Origin of the sequence: Bacteroides sp. B1-V-101 (genome assembly GCF_023656585.1) — a bacterium.
GTDB lineage: Bacteria > Bacteroidota > Bacteroidia > Bacteroidales > Bacteroidaceae > Bacteroides > Bacteroides thetaiotaomicron.
The window spans coordinates 1-18,989 of the sequence record NZ_JAMOKH010000027.1 but is presented as its reverse complement, the minus strand read 5'-3'; the positions used below and the strand labels follow the sequence as shown (position 1 = coordinate 18,989).

Here is an 18,989-nt window from a genome sequence, read left to right as displayed (position 1 = left end):
TTAGCAAATTTTCTCTCCAAATAATTTGCATCGTTTTCCGATAATCTCTATTTTTGTATGCAAATCGTATGCACATATATTTGCATACAGACCAAGTAAAGAACCATCAAAAACGGCAGATTATGTACAAGTATTCAAAGGACGGAATTTCGGTGCTGTCGGTACTGGACGCACGCAGGGCGAAGAAAAGCGGCTTGTTCCCCGTGAAGATACAAGTCATACACAACCGCAGGCAGAAATACTATTCCACGGGGCAGGAGCTGTCAAAGGAGGATTGGGCGAACCTTGCGGAAAGCAAGAGCCGCAGGCTCACGGAGGCACGCTCGAACATAGAGAACAGCTTCTCAATCATCAAGGGGCAGGTGGAGGCACTCGCCGAGCGTGGCGATTTCGCGTTTGATCTTTTGAGTGTCCGGCTGGGCAGATGCTCCACCGCGACAGTGAACGCCGCGATAAAGGCGAAGACGGAAGAGTTGAAACGTAACGGGCAGGCGGGTACGTACCGCAGCTATCATGCACTGCTGACGGCGGTGGAGGAGTTTGCAGGGAAAGACATTCCGTTTTCTGCCGTCACGGTGGACTGGCTGAACCGCTGCGGAAGATTCTGGACGGGCCAAAAGAAAAGCAAGTCCACGCTCAGCGTCTATTTCAAGATGCTCAAGGCGATAATGAACCGGGCAAAGGCGGACGGCATAATAAAGGAGGCGCACTTCCCGTTCGGCAGGAACAGGTTCGAGATACCCTCAGCCGAGGGCAGGAAGCTGGCACTCACACTGGAGCAGATAAAGAGGCTCGTCACCTATACCGACGGAAGGGAGGAAACCGAGCTTTACCGGGACATGTGGTTCTTCTCCTACCTCTGCAACGGCATCAACTTCCGGGACATGCTCTATCTTACTTACGGAAACATCGTGGGAGGTGAAATCTGTTTTGTCAGGGCAAAAACGATGAATACTTCCAAGCAAGTGCGTACCATACGTGCGGTGCTCACCCCCGAGATGCGGAAAATCATGGACCGCTGGGGTAACCCCGACGACGGAAACCCCGGCACGCTCATCTTCAAGTTCGCCACGGGGAAGGAGGACGGCTTCGTCACCAAGCACCTTGTCGATACGGTCATACAGAAATGCAACAAGGTATTGGGTAGGATAGCCGAGGCGGTGGGTCTGCCCCCCGTGACCACGTATTCGGCCCGGCACTCGTTCGCCACCGTGCTCAAGCGCAGCGGGACGAATATCTCCTACATATCCGAAAGTCTGGGGCACTCCAACCTTGCCATAACGGAGAACTACCTTGCCAGTTTCGAGCGGGACGAACGGATGAGGAACGCGCAGTTACTTACCAAATTCGACTGACCATGCCAAGAAAGAAGACCAGAGAGATAAAGATACGGCACCTCAAATGTTTCGGTGCCATATGGGAGGAGCTTTCCGGACATCCCGGGCTTGCCGGATATGAGATAACGGAGGCCGTGATACGCGTACAGGAGCGGGTACGGCCCACCATAAACAATGTGGAGGCGGTCATCGAACGCATAAGGTTCAGCCATGCCACCCGCAAGTACAAATACCCCGTCATCCTCGGCAGGGAGATGATAGGCCAGAGTGTACTGGCAAAGATGGCGGGCGTGAGCCGCCAGAGCATAGCCCGGTGGGAGGAGCTGGGCTTCATATCGCGCTCCGACATCGGGATACCGGGAGAGAAATATTTCGTAATAGAAGAAGTCATTTCCCAACTCGGAAAGTTAAAGGATGTGAAATAATAGTGCATTCCGAATCACTTGACATATGTGTGCAAAACGGTGCCATTGGAAGATTATATCCGCCTATGGCACCGTTTCCCTTTTTACCCGCCCCACGCAGTGTCACCAAAAGTCATGAAACGTCCATAAAAGTCATATCCGTGTTAAGTTATTTGCGGTTCGATATTCGCTTTCCTTTATTCTTCCTTTGCGCCACAACCGGTTGGAACGGCTGTGACGACAGCCATAGTACAAACACCCAAAAAGAAAGGAAGAAAATGAACCAGATCATTCTTACCACGCCCGAGGAACTCCGGGCAATCGTGAGCGAGAGCGTCTCGCAGACACTGGCAGGGCTCACCCTGCCGAAGGACGAACCCGACAACCTCACGCCGGATGCGGCTGTGGGGGTACTCGAACAGCACGGGTTCCTGATTTCGAAGGCCCGCCTCTACAAGCTGACCGCCAAGGGGAATGTGCCGTTCCGCAAGTACGGAAACAAACTGCTGTTCTCCCGCAGGGAGCTGCTCGTATGGGCCGAAAGCCTCGCAAGACGTGTGAACGACAAGGGCGAGGCGGCACTCGCCATCGCCAGAAGCGCAAACCGAAAACTCCGCAGCCATGGAAAGTAACGAGCGCATGGAAGAAGTGACCCGTGAGAACGCCATCATCATCTGGCAGGCCTCACGGCTGAGCATCGGCATGAAATGTGAGAAGGCTCCCGAGATACTGAAGGCGAACGGCACTGTCGTCGGCACGCTGGGCAATTTCAGCGCGTCCATCGGCAAGGCGAAAAGCAAGAAGACGTTCAACGTCTCTGCCATCGTCGCGGCGGCGTTGAAGAACGGCACGGTACTGCTGTATTCGGCGGAACTGCCCAAGGACAAGCGGAAAATCCTCTACGTTGATACCGAACAGAGCCCGTACCATTGTCTCAAAGTGATGGAACGCATCCTGCGCATGGCAGGCCTGCCGACCGACCGGGACAGCGAGCACCTCGAATTTCTCGCCCTGCGCAAGTACACCCCGAAAGAACGCATCGCGGCTGTGGAGCAGGCCATCTACAATACCCCGGAACTGGGACTTGTCGTGATAGACGGCATCCGCGACATGGTGTACGACATCAACAGCCCCGGCGAATCCACACGCATCATCTCCAAGCTGATGCAGTGGACGGACGACCGCCAGATACATATCCACACAATACTGCACCAGAACAAGGGTGACGAGAACGCGCGCGGGCACATCGGCACGGAACTGAACAACAAGGCCGAGACGGTGCTGCTGGTGGAGAAGGACAAGGGCGACGCCGACATCAGTCGGGTATCGGCCATGCACATCCGGGCGATGGACTTCGAGCCGTTCGCCTTCCGCATCAATGACAGGGCACTTCCCGAACTGGTGGAGAACTATACCCCGCAGGGGAGGAAAGCCGGAAGACCGCAGCAGGAGCCGTTCGACGCGTACAGGCACATCACGGAGCAACAGCACCGCATCGCGCTGGAGGCGGCATTCGCACTGAAAAGCGAATACGGCTACAAGGAACTGGAGGACGCGCTGATAAATGCCTATGCCTCCGTCGGCGTGAGACTGAACCACCACAAGGCGGTATCGCTCATCATCACGTTGCGCAACAAGCGGATGATAGTGCAGGAGAACGGCAGGAAATACACCTTCATGCCCGATTTCCATTATTAAACCGGATGCGGAGAAACGCTTCACTTTATTCACGGTGCCTATATATAAGGGAAAAGCGAAGCGGTGCGCGGACATCACGCAACCGCTTCACTTAATACCCGTATCCTATATATACGAGCATTTAAGTGAAGCCATGTATATGCCGTACCTTATATAAGAAGGTGCGGGCGAAAAAACAAAAACAGTCATTCATTCAAACACTCACACGTATGGACATTCAGACAGCGAAACAAATCAGCATAGCCGAATACCTGCACAGTCTGGGGTACTCACCCGTAAGACGGCAGGGCGGCAACCTATGGTACAAGTCACCGTTGAGGGAGGAAACCGAGGCCTCGTTCAAGGTGAACACCGAACGTAATCTCTGGTATGACTTTGCCACCGGGAAAGGCGGCAACATCATCGCACTAGCGGCGGAACTCTACGCATCCGACCATGTGCCCTACCTTCTGGAAATGATAGCAAGGCAGGCACCGCACGTGCGCCCCGTCTCCTTCTCTTTTGGCGGGCAGACATTATCACAACCAAGTTTCCGGCAGTTGGAAGTAATGCCGCTTTCTTCCCCCGCCTTATTCTCCTATCTGCGGGAAAGGGGGATAAATACGGAACTGGCAAAAAGAGAATGCAGGGAGGTGCACTATCTGACCGACGGCAAACCCTACTTTGCCGTCGGTTTTCCCAACCGTTCGGGAGGCTACGAGATACGCAACAAGTTCTTCAAGGGCTGCATAGCCCCGAAAGACATCACTCACATACGGCAAACGGAACCGGGGGAAACCTGCTGCCTCTTCGAAGGTTTCATGGACTACCTCTCCTTTCTCACGCTGCGGCAGGCGGGGCATCCCGACCGCCCCGCCCTTGACGGACAGGACTATATCGTGCTGAACTCGGTTTCCAATCTTTCCAAAGCCCTGCGGCTGCTGGGGAATTATGAGCGGATACACTGCTTCCTTGACAACGACCGCGCCGGGCTGGAAGCCCTGCGCGAAATCCAAAGAGAGTACGGTTCGCGTGTCCGCGACGCATCACCTGTGTACAGCGGGTACAAGGACCTGAACGACTACCTGAACGGAAAAAAGTTGTCACAGCAGGTGAACCCGGTACAGCAGGCAAAGCAAGTACAGTGGGTGCAGCAGCCGGGCAAGAAAAAGGGGAAGGGCATCGGAATGTAACCCACGCATCCCGCAGGCTTTTTGCACAGTGAAAAGCCATAGCTCAATAGGGCGTTTTCTTCACGCAGCGCAAGCGCAGCTAAAAACGCCCTATTGAGGCGAGGGGCCGGCCCCTCTGCACACCCCGTTCGCCGTGAGGCATATCCGCACGGCAGGCGGAATTGTCAAACCTAAAAAGACTTTACAATGGGATATTTCTCACTCGATTTCAGAAAAGCGAAGGGGGCATCCGACAGCCGGATGTCCGACCATATCGAGCGCAGGGTGATAGCACCGAACGTCGACCCCACGCGCACGCACCTGAACCGCGAGCTCGTCCGGATGCCCGAAGGCATCAGGGAGCGTGACGACGCGATTGCGGCCCGCATCAGCAGTGCGGGCATCAGAAGGAAAATCACCCACGACCAGGTACGCGCCATCCGTGTCATGCTCTCAGGAACACATGAGGACATGATGGAAATAGAGAAAGCCGGAAGACTGGACGACTGGTGCCGGGACAGCATGGACTGGCTGTACAGGACCTTCGGGCGGGAGAACGTGGTCTCGGCGGTGCTGCACATGGACGAGCACACGCCGCACATACATGCCACACTTGTACCGATAGTGACGGGAGAGCGCAGGAAGGCGGGGCAGAAGAAGCCGAAGGAGGAAGGGCGAACTTACCGCAAGAAGGCGAATGCCGTCCGGCTGTGTGCCGACGACGTGTTGAACCGTACCAAACTGATTGCCTATCACGACGACTATGCCAGAGTCATGGTGAAATACGGCCTGCAACGCGGGATAAGAGGTTCGGAAGCCCGGCATGTCTCCACCGCCCAGTATTACCGCGATTTGAGGCGGCAGACGGACGAACTGGAAGAGAACGTGCGCCAACTCCAAGCCGAGCAGGAAGAGGCGGAGAAACGGCTGGAAACGGCCAGAAAGGAAATCAACACGCAAAAGCTGGAGGCGGTCAAGGTGGAGGCAAAGACCGCCATCATGGCGAAGGTGGGTTCTCTTTTGGGCAGTGGGAAAATCAGGGAGCTGGAGGCGGACAACCGCAGCTTGCAAAACGAAATAGCCGCCCGTGAAGAGAGCATAGAGGACTTGCAGGCCAGTCTGCAACGGCAGCGGGCACAGCACGGCAGGGAACTTGCCACGGTGCAGACCGACTACATCCAAAAACTGGAAAGGGAAAGGGAGCGGACGGCATATCTGCAAAAATGGACGGAGCGTGCGTGCGGCTGGTTTCCTCTTTTCGCCGACGCGATGCGCATGGAGAGGTACTGCCATTCGGCAGGCTTCACACCCGAGCAGACGGACCGGCTTTTCACGTTCCAGCCGTTGGAGTACAGCGGGAACCTTTACTCCGAGGAACACAAGAGAGCCCTCTCCGTGACAGGTGCCACTGCGCAGATGGGAATAGAGCAGGGAGAGAGAGGGAAACGCTTTGTCCTGCGCATCAACGGGAAGAACATCCTCGACTGGTTCAGGGAGCAGTTCGAGAGGCTGCTCCGACGAATACGGCCAACGATACAGCAACCGCAACGGAAAAACAAGGGATTCAAACTGTAACGATTATAAATACTTATGTGCCAACATAAAAAATGCAGGAAATATTATTGCGCTTCCTGCATTTTTCATATTTTTGCATTTGGAGAGAGCAACTCCCTCCAAGACATTTTAGAATTTGAAGAAGCGTTATGCGTATCTTGTAAATTGAAAACGTAGGAAATTTTCAAATGTAGTACAAGGGATTGCATAGTGGTTCTCACGCTATAGCGTGGGCTGCTATATCCATATCTGTACTACGGGTTTTCCTACGACCTTCAATTTAGACGTGGCATTGCAGTTCCACGCTTCGTGGTTTAGTAAAGGTTCTTATGGTAACTGGGGAACAAAAAACTTGGTAATATGAAAAAAATACTATCAATTACGATGTTGCTTATGTTTTCAATAGTCGTACATGCGCAACAAGATGTTACCCAATTTCTTGGAATTCCTATTGATGGGAACAAGAAAGAAATGGTACGCAAGCTAAAAGAAAAAGGTTATCAGAATGATCCTATGTCAGAAGCTTTAGTAGGAGAATTTAATGGCGCAAACGTTAATGTTTTTGTAGTGACGAATAATAACAAAGTTTGCCGCATCATGGTAGCTGATGCCAATAATGTTGATGAACGGGCTATTCAAATAAGGTTCAATAGACTCTGCGAACAATTTGCACATAATCCCAAATATGTATCTTTACAAGACTATACAATACCCGAAGACGAAGACATCTCCTATGAAATAAGTGTTCACAAGAAACGATATGAAGCCGTTTTTTATCAACAGCCAACAGATACTGTTACCGTTAGAGAAAAATTACGATCTGTCCTATTATCCAAATATACAGAGGAGCAATTAGCAAATCCGACCGAAGAAACCCAGTCAGAGATTATAAAACTCTCGACTGAATATTTAATGGAAGATTGGTCAAAACGCCCTGTTTGGTTTATGATTTCAGACTATTATGGGAAATATTATATTACAATGTTTTATGATAACGAATACAATCGTGCAAATGGCGAAGACTTATAACAAATAATAGCAATGAATATGAATAACTTAAATCAAGGATTTTCCGTTAAGTGTGGAAAAACAACTGATAGTTTTGATGAACTAAAAATGTTATGCGAAAAAGAAGCAGATAAACTGTTGGAAACAATAGATTTTTCCTCTCAATCAATGACTTCTGTAGCTTTTTGGACAACAGATATTCCTGAACTTATCTGTGTAGGTGATTTTTTTAAAGAAAAAGGAGATAAGGTTTCTTACCATTTGGATTTTTCACAAACTACTTTATAGCATTTATTACATTTGAAAATTTAAAAGTAGCCATTTTTTTGATTGTACAAAAAAATGGCTACTTTTAAATTTACAGAGAGTTATGTGACAGCATTGCATTACAGATCGCAGAAAATGGAACGGTTGCCAATTCGTTACTTCATACTACTCAAATACTCTGCTAAATGTTTATTCCTCAAATGATTGTATCAAATCGCTGAAAATCTAAAATAATATTATTACTTTTAATCAATACACATTTTATTCACATTAGTACAAACGGAAGAAAATAGTGCTAAAAAGGGCTTACTATTTTTCATTTCAAAATTCGTATTTTTGCGTATTTGCTTTCTTGAATCCGGTGTTTTTGTATGCAAATCGTATGTATACATATAAATAAGTTTGATTAAATTGCTTTGTAAAATATTGATTATTAATATGTTAGATTATAAATTTAAACGTTTTATATTTAACATTGTGATAACTGCTTCATACGGTGAAACCGATAGTTCCATGCTTTGGAACCAATCGTTTCACTGTATGAAACAAGAGTTCTCATGCCTTTGGAACTAAAGTTTCAAGCTGCCGAAACTAGAGTTTCAAGCTGCTGGAACTAAAGTTTCTCACTCATGAAACCACAGTTTCTCACCGATGAAACTTTAGTTTCTCACCGACGAAACTTTGGTATCAAGGCGCAGAAACCGACCTTCTTCGCCGTAAGCGTCTCCGCGATGCCACAGTGACAGCAAAACTACTGTCACTCTGCTATCACACCTTGCCGTCACCTCATAACAATCACATAATCATTCATTTGCCCCCATTTATGTGACAGATGACAGCAAATCTTTATTTTTTAATTTATATGTAGAGAGTATATACTCCCCCAATAATAATTATATAATATGAAATCAACCTTTTTATTTCTGGTTACTACAACCATGATGACTTGTACCGCCTTGGGACAACCTTCCAACGACAAAAAGAACGTATTACCCGATTGGGCATTCGGAGGCTTCGAACGACCACAGGGAGCTAATCCGGTGATATCTCCTATAGAGAACACGAAATTCTATTGTCCGATGACACAGGATTACGTTGCATGGGAATCCAATGACACTTTCAATCCGGCGGCTACCCTGCATGACGGCAAGATTGTCGTGCTGTATCGGGCAGAAGATAAATCCGGTGTCGGTATCGGTCACCGTACCTCACGTCTCGGATACGCCACTTCGAGTGACGGTATTCACTTCAAGCGGGAAAAGACTCCGGTATTTTATCCGGATAACGATACTCAAAAGAAACTGGAATGGCCGGGCGGATGCGAAGACCCGCGTATCGCCGTCACAGCAGAAGGACTGTATGTGATGACCTATACGCAATGGAACCGCCACATTCCGCGTCTGGCAATAGCCACTTCACGCAATCTGAAAGACTGGACAAAGCACGGTCCCGCTTTTGCCAAAGCGTATGACGGCAAGTTCTTCAATTTAGGATGCAAGTCCGGCTCCATTCTGACCGAAGTTGTCAATGGGAAACAGGTGATCAAGAAAATCGACGGAAAATACTTCATGTATTGGGGAGAGGAACATGTGTTTGCCGCCACTTCCGAAGATTTAGTCAACTGGACTCCATACGTAAATACGGACGGCTCGCTGAGAAAACTGTTTTCACCCCGTGACGGACACTTCGACAGCCAGCTGACGGAATGCGGTCCTCCAGCTATTTATACTCCAAAGGGAATCGTACTTCTGTATAATGGTAAAAACAGTGCAAGCAGAGGCGACAAACGCTATACCGCCAATGTTTACGCTGCCGGACAAGCCCTCTTCGACGCCAATGACCCGACCCGTTTCATCACCCGTCTCGACGAACCGTTCTTCCGCCCGATGGATAGTTTCGAAAAGAGCGGGCAGTATGTAGACGGAACGGTGTTCATCGAAGGGATGGTTTATTATAAGGATAAATGGTATCTGTATTATGGTTGCGCAGATTCCAAGGTGGGTATGGCTATCTACAATCCGAAGAAACCTGCTGCCGCAGATCCGCTGCCCTAAACAAACTGTTTCTTTCTACCCGACATAAATAAAACTGCAAGGATTACACAATTCTGAATGAACAGAGGTTGTGCTGATCCTTGCAGTTCTTATATTTATCAAGATTGATGCACAAAAAACATATTTCACTGCCAAAAAAGTAAACATTTGCGCCAACCATGCGAATTAGCCCTATCTGAAGGACCTTTTCCTCCACATTATTACTAATTTTATCACTATAGAAATAACACACAACAAATCAATAGTTATGAAAATAGTACAAACCTTTTGGCATGGAAATAATTCATTGTTAGACAATAGTTTTGGATGGATGAATCCACAATACCATTTAATGTCATGGGCATTAAGTTGTCTTTCTTTAAAAGACAACTATCAAAATATCGTTTTATATACCGATTCCCATGGATATGAAATCTTTGCCGAACAATTGAAACTACCGTATACAGATATCATCATTCAATACGACAATCTAACTTGCCCTGAACCTCATTGGGCATATCCCAAGTTATTAACCTATTCACTCCAAAAAGAACCCTTCATACATGTAGACGGAGATGTATATTTGCCTAATAAACTAGACAACACCATAGAGATGAGTGAATTGATTGCTCAGAACAAAGAAATAGGAAGCAGTTATTATAAAAGTATGATGAATCATATTCTACAAAAAGATTTATTAATGCCATCCTTCCTAAAAAAAGAATTAGAAAAAGACTCTATCATGTCATATAATGCAGGAATTATCGGAGGAAATGACTTGGAGTTTATAGCTGAATACTGCCGGACTGCATTTAACTTTATCGAATCAAACCATTTAAATGATATAAACAGCAAAGATATTCACATAAATAACAATATCCTCTTTGAACAAATATTGTTTTATGCCCAGTCAAACAGTTATAACAAACCTGTGGCAACAGTCCTTGATCACAGCGTTCGTGACAATGGATACATTTATGATGATTTCTGTAATTTTTATCTATACGACAAAGCCAAACTATTACATATCATCGGCGGACATAAAAAGAACCAACGGATTTGTGATTTACTTAGCAAAACTCTATTAAATAAATATCCTGACTATTACAATAGAGTAGTAGAATTGTTCGCGAATAATCATAAGCGAATGCAAAACAAGGCTAAAAATACTACCTTCCCCGATTTGAGTGTACAAATGTGTATTGCATCCTATCAAGATTATCTTCATTCTTTGTCCAAAAAATGGGAAAAGCTATCTTATACCGATCTGTATGATTGGGAGAAATGCTCATCTTCCTATTTCATGTTTCTAAATGCCGGAAAAGAGGAACAAGCCATATTTACTATTAATAGAAATCCCTACCTATCCATTTACGAAATTCCGGAACCCTGGCCGACAGAAGCAAAAAAACTGCTTAAAGAACGTATAAACAAAGAGTGCCATTCAGACCACTTTGATATAGTATGCATTCCATGTCTGCTATATGAGGGTTTTAAAGAAGTGCTTATTAACGATTTATGTTATAATATTCTGATTCTCATAGAAGAAGAGAAGACATTTGAATGTCTGTTCAACGAATTGCTACCTTGTTTTTCATCTGAAATCAGCAAAGATAAAGAACAAACTTACAAATTAATTCTGACGGAAGTAGAATATCTTCTTTATCATGGGGTGATATGTATCAATTGATTTCAACTTAAACAAGTGTATAAACTTATCTATGCATCCAAAAGAAACGACTTTATTTATAAACACTAAAATTATCATGTATTATGGAAAAGAAAAGTAAAGCGGAGAAATTAAAATTAAGAGGGATCAACCAAACCATATTGATCTCCAGTTACAATTCAGGGGCAGGTACAGGTCCCAATGATTGCATGACAGAAGAAGTTTATCAACGGCTTAATGCCCAAGGAGCCTTAGATACCACCGTCTATGTATGTGGCATTGGATGGATGACACCGGACGTAACTATCTACGGTAGCGGATCAGGTTTCGGTTCCGGTAGTGGTTCCGGCAGCGGTAGTGGTTCTGGCGAGTATTGGGGAAGCGGACACTGGGGAAGTGGAGATTGGGGAAGTGGTAGCGGGTGGACTGGTGGTGGAACTAGTGGTGGAGGAACTAGCGGTGGAGGAACTAGCGGTGATGGTCCGAAACCTGGAGGTGGAGACAAACCCGTTCCCAAAGATCCAATAGAATTAATGGACAAAAGTAGGTTTGTTGGTTGGAGAGAAGGAGCTAATTGCTTAAGTCTTTGCAAAGAAACACTAAAAAAATATGGATTATCCAATTACGGAAGTAGCTTAAATGTTTTTAAGCTAGTTGATTCTGCAAATGGATTATTAACAAACTGGGGAAATGATCCAGCTCAAAACAACAAAAATGCAATTGAATGTATCGATAAACATCTCAATGCAAAACGAGTTATCATAGTAGGAGTTGATTATGATCTCGATTTAAATCCAAACATCGACGGTACAGACCATTTTATTGTAGTTACAGGAAGAGGATATGATACTTCACGACAACAGTATTACTATACATTTATGGATAATGCAACTTCCAACTCTGATGATGGATGTAGCAACATTAATCGCCTTTACTACAAAACTGAAAATTTAAAGCTAGAGGGAAGCACAAAGGTTGCTAACAGATATTATACTGTAACTCAAGTAAGACCCAACGACGGTGGGAAATATGATACAACATCTTTATAATATAAAAATGTATAACCTAGAACGAAACGATAGAGTCCACTTTTACCGTGGACTCTATCATCATCTATAAATAATAATCAACCATGAAAAAAGTAGCAATTTTAATTATATTAATAATGGCAAGCGGACTATCTATGTATGGCCAAAACAGCTACAAAGTCACTTCTTTAGTGAAGCTATCGGATATAAAAGAAAAGAACTTGCAACGTGTATTCTATGTTTTTTCAAAAAATGAGTTCCTAAAGCTACCCATCAATTATGATATTTCATTCTTTGTTTACCAAGACAACAACAGTATCTCTCGTGATGATTTTGAACATACGAGAGCAGTAACTCAAGGTACATCTTATAGAATAAGCAATTCTCCATTCTATGCTAATCTTGACAAAAGAGACAAGAGACCTCCCATTGAAACAGTTCTTTCTCTCATTGAAGATACTAATGGAAAATATATCATGGGAATAGTCAGAACTTGGTCAGCTCTTCACGATATGGATAAACATTGGTTAGTTACATTCAATTTTGCAGGAGCAATCATTGACTACATTCCCATTTGTGAATGGCCTGGAACATGCAGCAAAGCTAGAACCATGGAAGCACAAATCAATAAAGATTTTACGGTGAATGTTCAACAGTTGAACTTTCCTGAAAATAATTACATCATTCAGTTCGATAGTATAAAAAGAAATTTTATACACCTAGATAACCTGAAAGGGCAACGTATAGATACTAAATATCAGATAATGCCGGATGGAAAGTTTAAAAAACTGGAAGAGGCATATTATCAACCGCAAATCTACACTCCGGACATGTTGAAGAGCAATGAAACCCTCATTCGATATAGAAGAGAAAATATTAAAGAAAAGAAAATATTTCAACAATAAAGACTATGAAAAACAGTTTAAGAATCCCACGAATTATCCACCAAACATGGAAAACAAAAGATGTACCTTCTCCTCTTGACCAACTGCCACAAACATGGAAAGAATATCTCCCGAATTGGGAATATATCCTATGGACAGATGAAATGAACAGGGAATTTGTCTGCAAACATTTCCCTGATTTCCTGGAGAAGTATGATACATATCCTTGTAACATACAAAGAGCAGACGCTATACGCTATCTTCTCTTGAAAGTTTATGGAGGATTGTACGTAGACATGGATTTCGAGTGCCTCGAAAATATTGAGTTCTTACTAGAAGGATCGGATTTTATCGTAGGTAAGGAACCCGACTGGCATGCTAAACGCTTTGGTTTTGAATATATCATTTGCAACGCTTTCATGGCGTCAACACCCGATAATGATTTTATCAACTTTGTATGCCAAAGGTTAATCAATCATTCCGGTGGGAAAGTTGTTAATAACGGATTTGATATACTGGATTCCACAGGCCCTTTCTTGCTAACGCATGCATTCAACGCATTTCCACATAAAGAAGACATACGTATCCTCGAATCAAAGACAATATATCCTATCGGACAATGGGAGGTAGAGAAAATAAAAAACAACCAGATTCCTAAAGAAATGGAAGAGCGTATCAATCAGGCTCATGCCATACACTATTTCTTTGGTACCTGGTTTGGTAAGTAACCTTTAAAAATAAAATAAATAATGATCCCAAAGAATATACACCTTATCTTTCTACGCAAAGATGAACCGTTCCCCGAACTATTCGAGAAATGCAAACAAGAAATACAAGTCAATCATCCGGACTGGAATATCCGCCTATATAATAAGGATGATGCACAGGATATATTAAATCAAGATTTACCTGAATACATCGAATCCTATAATGCATTCTATCACAATGTACAAAAAGCAGACTTCTTAAGATTAGCCCTTGTATACCTCTATGGAGGATTCTATATGGATTTAGATATGTTAAGTTTAAAGCCACTTGATGAGTTGAGAAAGTATAATTTGGTTTTAGGAGAAGAGAAAATTGTCTGCCAGGCAGAGCAAGAAGCCTTGAATTTAAGATATCGACTTCGAATAGCCAACTATATGTTCGGTGGAATCCCTAAACATCCTTTTTTACACAGAATAATGGATGAAATGGCAGAAAGAGCCACAATAATCTTAAAATCGCAACAGGAGATTTTAGACATAACAGGTCCCGGCCTACTAACAGACACATATTGGGATAACTATGGAATGTATACAGACATCACATTACTAAGAAATACAGATAAAAGGTGCAGGCAACCTTATCACAATGAAATCTCATGCCACTTTGGAGATTATGCAGCTCATCTGCATGCCGGGACATGGAGAACGGGAATTTGAGTTTATATAACCAAGTTATGCAAGAAAAGCTATTTTATCAACAAACACTAAAAGAATCATTGTAAATTTCTTTTCTACATCAACTGCAATAAACGTAATGACTGGGAAACAAATGGAGAGCATATCATGGGAGTTATTACCGCAACATCTAAAAAACATGATAAGATAAAATGGTCAGAGAGTATTGATACTGGTTTGTCATTGCCGACACCTGCTGTACTTTCATTGTTCACAAACATATATTATAGAATGATAATCAGCTACTTATCTTATACCCTAATTATCCATAGAGTACTCTGAACAGACAAAATATATTTGCCTACATATTGGCACTACAAAGGACAGCTAATCATTCGAAATCCGCTATATTTGGACACGTTTTGAATGACAAAAAGCTTCTTGAGCAATCATTCTTTATGACTGACAAGATGCAGCCCGAACCGGACAAGAATACTTTCTAGATGTAAAGTGGTGCCAAAAAGGTAAATATCCGTGCCATTTCCATAAAGAAGTACTATTCTAAACCCTAATAGAATTAATTCCATTAGTTTTGTATAAATTTGTAAACTACTAAACTTGTTAAAAATAAACCATGATGAACAAAAAAGTAATTGCCGTAGCCCTCGCCCTTGCCTTAGCAGGAGGAAGCTATGCACAAGATGACACCGCGAAGAAAAAGGTGAAAGCCTATATGGTGTCGGACGCCCACCTCGACACCCAGTGGAACTGGGACATCCAGACAACAATCAACGAATATGTCTGGAATACCATTAGTCAGAACTTATTTCTGCTAAAGAAATATCCCGAATACGTTTTCAACTTTGAAGGGGGAGTGAAGTATGCGTGGATGAAGGAATACTATCCCGAACAGTATGAAGAGATGAAGAAATTCATCGAGGAAGGCCGCTGGCATATCGCCGGAAGTAGCTGGGAAGCAAGTGATGTGTTGGTTCCTTCCGTCGAAGCCTCCATCCGTAACATCATGCTCGGACAGACGTACTACCGGCAAGAGTTCGGAAAAGAAGGAACGGATATCTTCCTGCCGGACTGCTTCGGATTCGGATGGACGCTTCCCACCATTGCCGCACACTGCGGACTGATCGGCTTCTCTTCACAGAAGCTGGACTGGCGTAATCATCCCTTCTATGGAAAGAGCAAGCATCCGTTTACCATCGGACTCTGGAAGGGCATTGACGGCAAACAAGTAATGCTAGCCCACGGATATGACTACGGACGCAAATGGAACAACGAAGATCTCTCGAAGAATAAAGATCTGGAAAAATTAGCCCAACGTACTCCGCTCAATACGGTCTACCGCTATTATGGAACAGGGGATATCGGTGGCTCTCCTACTCTGGGTTCGGTACGTTCTGTAGAACAGGGAATCAAAGGTGATGGCCCGGTAGAGGTGATCAGTGCTACCAGCGATCAGTTGTTCAAAGATTATCTGCCGTTCAACAATCACCCGGAACTACCGGTATTTGACGGAGAGTTATTGATGGATGTTCACGGAACAGGTTGCTACACTTCGCAGGCAGCCATGAAGCTGTACAACCGACAAAACGAACAGTTGGGCGATGCAGCAGAAAGAGCGGCGGTCGCTGCCGAATGGCTGGGTACCGCCAGCTATCCGCAACACACGCTGACGGAGGCATGGAAACGTTTCATCTTCCATCAATTCCATGATGACCTGACGGGAACGAGTATCCCCCGTGCCTATGAGTTCTCATGGAACGATGAACTGATCTCTCTGAAACAATTCTCACAAGTACTGACTTCTTCCGTCAACGCCATTGCCGGACAGATGGATACACGCGTGAAAGGAACGCCTGTCGTTCTTTATAATGCAAACGCTTTCCCTGTATCGGACTTGACAGAGATCATCCTCGAACAGCCTAAAGCCCCGAAAGGCTTCACTGTATACAATGCACAAGGCAAGAAAGTCGCTTCGCAAATGATCGGTTACGAGAACGGACGTGCTCACATCCTGGTTGCAGCGTCACTGCCCGCAAACAGTTATGCAGTGTACGATGTCCGCACCGGAGGATCTGAAAAAACGATCTCTCCTTCAGCAGCCTCAGCCATCGAAAACTCCGTCTACAAAATCACACTGGATAAAAACGGAGATATCATCTCACTGACCGACAAGCGCAACAACAAAGAACTCGTAAAAGACGGAAAAGCGATTCGCCTGGCACTCTTCACCGAAAACAAGTCGTACGCATGGCCTGCATGGGAAATCCTGAAAGAGACCATCGACCGTGAACCTGTCTCCATCACAGACGGTGCAAAGATCACTTTAGTGGAAAACGGCGCACTCCGTAAAGCACTCTGCATTGAGAAGAAGCATGGCAAATCGCTCTTCAAGCAATACATCCGCCTCTACGAAGGCAGCCGTGCCGACCGCATAGATTTCTATAACGAAATAGACTGGCAGTCAACAAACACACTGCTGAAAGCAGAGTTTCCTCTGAATATAGAAAATGAAAAGGCTACTTACGATCTGGGAATCGGCAGCGTGGAAAGAGGTAATAATGTACAGACCGCTTACGAAGTATATGCGCAGCAATGGGCAGACCTGACCGATAAGAACAACAGCTACGGCGTATCGATCCTGAATGACAGTAAATATGGATGGGATAAACCAGATAACAATACCGTCCGTCTGACTCTTCTCCATACACCGGAAACAAAAGGGAATTACGCTTATCAGGATCGCCAGGATTTCGGCTTCCATACATTTACTTATAGCCTCACAGGACATGACGGAGCACTTGACAAACCCGCCACCGCCATCAAAGCTGAAATTCTGAATCAACCGATCAAAGCCTTCAGCAGTCCGAAACATACCGGAACACTAGGTAAGGAATTTGCTTTTGTGCGTTCAAGCAACGATCAAGTCGTTATCAAAGCGCTGAAAAAAGCGGAAGTATCCGATGAATATGTAGTACGTGTATATGAAACAGGAGGCGCAGCTCCGCAACAGGCAGCCATCACCTTCGCCGGTGAAATAGAGAAGGCAGTACTTGCAGACGGTACGGAAAAAGAGATCGGCAGCGCTGACTTCAACAAGAACCAGCTGAATGTATCCATCGCTCCCTACAGCATACAGACATTTAAAGTGAAGCTGAAGAAAAAAGCTGATCTTCAAGCTCCGGCATACGCTTATCTGCCTTTGGACTATGATCGCAGATGTTTCAGCTGGAATGCTTTCCGCAAAGAAGGAAACTTCGAATCGGGCAACAGCTATGCAGCAGAACTTCTCCCCGACTCCATCCTGAAAGCCGACGGCATTCCTTTCCGCTTGGGAGAGAAAGAAATTGCCAATGGTTTGACTTGCAAAGGCAATGTACTTCAGTTGCCAACCGGACATTCTTACAACCGTATCTATTTCCTGGCAGCCTCTGCCGGTGAAGATGCAGTTGCTACCTTCAGCACCGGTAACAACTCACAGGAAATCACCGTACCTTCCTATACCGGTTTTATCGGTCAGTGGGAGCATCTGGGACATACGGAAGGCTTCCTGAAAGATGCAGAAATCGCTTATGTCGGCACTCACCGTCATGCTTCTGACAAAGATGAGGCTTATGAGTTTACGTATATGTTCAAGTTTGGCATGGATATTCCTAAAGGAGCGACTACGGTTACTTTACCGGATCATGCAGATATCGTATTATTTGCCGCAACGCTGGTTAATGAGAAGTATCCGGCAGTAACTCCGGCCTCGGAATTGTTCCGCACAGCCTTGAAAGCAGACAATGGAGAAGAAGCGACGACTAAAACAAACCTGTTGAAACAAGCCAAACTAATCAAATGTTCCGGTGAAACCAACGAAAAAGAAGTTGCAAGATATGCCGTAGACGGTGATGTGAAGACGAAATGGTGTGATACAAGCACGGCTCCCAACTACATTGACTTCGACTTCGGAAAGGAACAGACGATCCGTGGATGGAAGTTGGTAAATGCCGGAAATGAAGGCAGCGTCTTTATCACTCATACCTGCTTCTTACAAGGCAGAAACAGTTCGGACGAAGAATGGAAAACGATTGATGAACTGAGTGATAACAAGAAAAACACGGTAGTTCGCCAGTTTAAGCCGACTTCGGTACGTTACGTCAGACTGCTGGTTACACAATCTACACAAAACAACAGTCTGAAGGCTGCAAGAATCTACGAGCTGGAGGTTTATTGATAAACCGAAAATAAAACAGAAGTAATATCTCACAAACAAAAAGAAGGCGTATCAAAAGTCAAAAGTAACTAAACCCTCCTCCTTCAGGAAGGAGGAGTACCCGTAGGGGGAGGTGGTAGGTGAACACATAAGCTATTGATATTCAACCATGCAGTATACCTACTACCCCGGCTTTCAGCCACCTCCTTCCTGAAGGAGGGGAATTTAGTTACTACTGACTTTTGACACATTTACATTTGCAGTATTAAATATCACAACAAAATATAAGTGTATATTTGAAAAGTAGAGTTGCAGTGAACTAACTTTGACACTAGTCTTAAATGACTATAGGCTGAATCAG

15 protein-coding genes are annotated in these 18,989 nt (G+C 44.9%); all 15 read left to right on the top strand.

What is annotated here, in order from left to right; all coding sequences use genetic code 11:
* Positions 1-122 precede the first annotated feature (122 nt).
* The 15 genes from NBH01_RS18155 (at position 123) to NBH01_RS18085 (ending at position 18,649) form a co-directional block, all read left to right on the top strand.
* Entirely contained in the window at positions 123-1,355 is a 1,233-nt protein-coding gene (locus NBH01_RS18155) for a site-specific integrase (RefSeq protein ID WP_250700209.1), read from the top strand.
* 2 nt (positions 1,356-1,357) lie between these two features.
* Positions 1,358-1,762 carry a hypothetical protein gene (locus NBH01_RS18150; protein WP_117589464.1) on the top strand — a complete coding sequence of 135 codons (405 nt, stop codon included), beginning with the start codon at positions 1,358-1,360 and terminating at the stop codon, positions 1,760-1,762.
* A 257-nt stretch (positions 1,763-2,019) separates the two neighbouring features.
* Complete coding sequence (locus NBH01_RS18145; RefSeq protein WP_016277254.1) at positions 2,020-2,373, top strand: helix-turn-helix domain-containing protein; 354 nt, start codon at positions 2,020-2,022, stop codon at positions 2,371-2,373.
* Positions 2,363-3,439: an AAA family ATPase gene (locus NBH01_RS18140; protein WP_117616358.1), complete on the top strand. Its 1,077-nt coding sequence runs from the start codon at positions 2,363-2,365 to the stop codon at positions 3,437-3,439. The genes NBH01_RS18145 and NBH01_RS18140 overlap by 11 nt, the downstream gene beginning before the upstream one ends.
* A gap of 209 nt (positions 3,440-3,648) precedes the next feature.
* Positions 3,649-4,611, top strand: a complete 963-nt coding sequence (locus NBH01_RS18135; RefSeq protein ID WP_117589463.1) for a DUF8464 domain-containing protein — start codon at positions 3,649-3,651, stop codon at positions 4,609-4,611.
* Positions 4,612-4,797: 186 nt separating this feature from the next.
* Positions 4,798-6,165, top strand: coding sequence for a MobV family relaxase (mobV, locus tag NBH01_RS18130; RefSeq protein WP_117589462.1), 1,368 nt, complete (start codon positions 4,798-4,800; stop codon positions 6,163-6,165).
* Between the two features lie 339 nt (positions 6,166-6,504).
* Positions 6,505-7,173 carry a hypothetical protein gene (locus NBH01_RS18125; protein WP_117589461.1) on the top strand — a complete coding sequence of 223 codons (669 nt, stop codon included), beginning with the start codon at positions 6,505-6,507 and terminating at the stop codon, positions 7,171-7,173.
* 18 nt (positions 7,174-7,191) lie between these two features.
* Positions 7,192-7,440 carry a hypothetical protein gene (locus NBH01_RS18120; RefSeq protein WP_229532295.1) on the top strand — a complete coding sequence of 83 codons (249 nt, stop codon included), beginning with the start codon at positions 7,192-7,194 and terminating at the stop codon, positions 7,438-7,440.
* Positions 7,441-8,321: 881 nt separating this feature from the next.
* Entirely contained in the window at positions 8,322-9,473 is a 1,152-nt protein-coding gene (locus tag NBH01_RS18115; RefSeq protein ID WP_008762717.1) for a beta-1,2-mannosidase, read from the top strand.
* A gap of 247 nt (positions 9,474-9,720) precedes the next feature.
* Positions 9,721-11,142: a DUF6734 family protein gene (locus NBH01_RS18110; RefSeq protein WP_008762716.1), complete on the top strand. Its 1,422-nt coding sequence runs from the start codon at positions 9,721-9,723 to the stop codon at positions 11,140-11,142.
* A gap of 83 nt (positions 11,143-11,225) precedes the next feature.
* The gene (locus NBH01_RS18105) at positions 11,226-12,170 is read left to right on the top strand and encodes a hypothetical protein (protein ID WP_118337412.1); all 945 of its coding nucleotides are present in this window, start codon (positions 11,226-11,228) and stop codon (positions 12,168-12,170) included.
* A gap of 83 nt (positions 12,171-12,253) precedes the next feature.
* Positions 12,254-13,054 carry a hypothetical protein gene (locus NBH01_RS18100; protein WP_008766951.1) on the top strand — a complete coding sequence of 267 codons (801 nt, stop codon included), beginning with the start codon at positions 12,254-12,256 and terminating at the stop codon, positions 13,052-13,054.
* Positions 13,055-13,059: 5 nt separating this feature from the next.
* A complete protein-coding gene (locus NBH01_RS18095) occupies positions 13,060-13,761 on the top strand; it encodes a glycosyltransferase family 32 protein (protein ID WP_008766952.1) in 702 nt (233 codons plus the stop codon).
* A 21-nt stretch (positions 13,762-13,782) separates the two neighbouring features.
* Positions 13,783-14,457 (top strand): glycosyltransferase family 32 protein, encoded by a 675-nt coding sequence (locus NBH01_RS18090; protein ID WP_234141547.1) that lies wholly within the window; start codon positions 13,783-13,785, stop codon positions 14,455-14,457.
* A 595-nt stretch (positions 14,458-15,052) separates the two neighbouring features.
* Positions 15,053-18,649, top strand: coding sequence for a beta-sandwich domain-containing protein (locus NBH01_RS18085; RefSeq protein ID WP_374692573.1), 3,597 nt, complete (start codon positions 15,053-15,055; stop codon positions 18,647-18,649).
* Positions 18,650-18,989 lie beyond the last annotated feature (340 nt).

What these genes read in the sequence shown, in the direction of transcription:
- NBH01_RS18155 (WP_250700209.1), top strand. Translation starts at nt 123, where the DNA reads ATGTACAAGTATTCAAAGGACGGAATTTCGGTGCTGTCGGTACTGGAC.
- NBH01_RS18150 (WP_117589464.1), top strand. Translation starts at nt 1,358, where the DNA reads ATGCCAAGAAAGAAGACCAGAGAGATAAAGATACGGCACCTCAAATGT.
- NBH01_RS18145 (WP_016277254.1), top strand. Translation starts at nt 2,020, where the DNA reads ATGAACCAGATCATTCTTACCACGCCCGAGGAACTCCGGGCAATCGTG.
- NBH01_RS18140 (WP_117616358.1), top strand. Translation starts at nt 2,363, where the DNA reads ATGGAAAGTAACGAGCGCATGGAAGAAGTGACCCGTGAGAACGCCATC.
- NBH01_RS18135 (WP_117589463.1), top strand. Translation starts at nt 3,649, where the DNA reads ATGGACATTCAGACAGCGAAACAAATCAGCATAGCCGAATACCTGCAC.
- mobV (WP_117589462.1), top strand. Translation starts at nt 4,798, where the DNA reads ATGGGATATTTCTCACTCGATTTCAGAAAAGCGAAGGGGGCATCCGAC.
- NBH01_RS18125 (WP_117589461.1), top strand. Translation starts at nt 6,505, where the DNA reads ATGAAAAAAATACTATCAATTACGATGTTGCTTATGTTTTCAATAGTC.
- NBH01_RS18120 (WP_229532295.1), top strand. Translation starts at nt 7,192, where the DNA reads ATGAATAACTTAAATCAAGGATTTTCCGTTAAGTGTGGAAAAACAACT.
- NBH01_RS18115 (WP_008762717.1), top strand. Translation starts at nt 8,322, where the DNA reads ATGAAATCAACCTTTTTATTTCTGGTTACTACAACCATGATGACTTGT.
- NBH01_RS18110 (WP_008762716.1), top strand. Translation starts at nt 9,721, where the DNA reads ATGAAAATAGTACAAACCTTTTGGCATGGAAATAATTCATTGTTAGAC.
- NBH01_RS18105 (WP_118337412.1), top strand. Translation starts at nt 11,226, where the DNA reads ATGGAAAAGAAAAGTAAAGCGGAGAAATTAAAATTAAGAGGGATCAAC.
- NBH01_RS18100 (WP_008766951.1), top strand. Translation starts at nt 12,254, where the DNA reads ATGAAAAAAGTAGCAATTTTAATTATATTAATAATGGCAAGCGGACTA.
- NBH01_RS18095 (WP_008766952.1), top strand. Translation starts at nt 13,060, where the DNA reads ATGAAAAACAGTTTAAGAATCCCACGAATTATCCACCAAACATGGAAA.
- NBH01_RS18090 (WP_234141547.1), top strand. Translation starts at nt 13,783, where the DNA reads ATGATCCCAAAGAATATACACCTTATCTTTCTACGCAAAGATGAACCG.
- NBH01_RS18085 (WP_374692573.1), top strand. Translation starts at nt 15,053, where the DNA reads ATGAACAAAAAAGTAATTGCCGTAGCCCTCGCCCTTGCCTTAGCAGGA.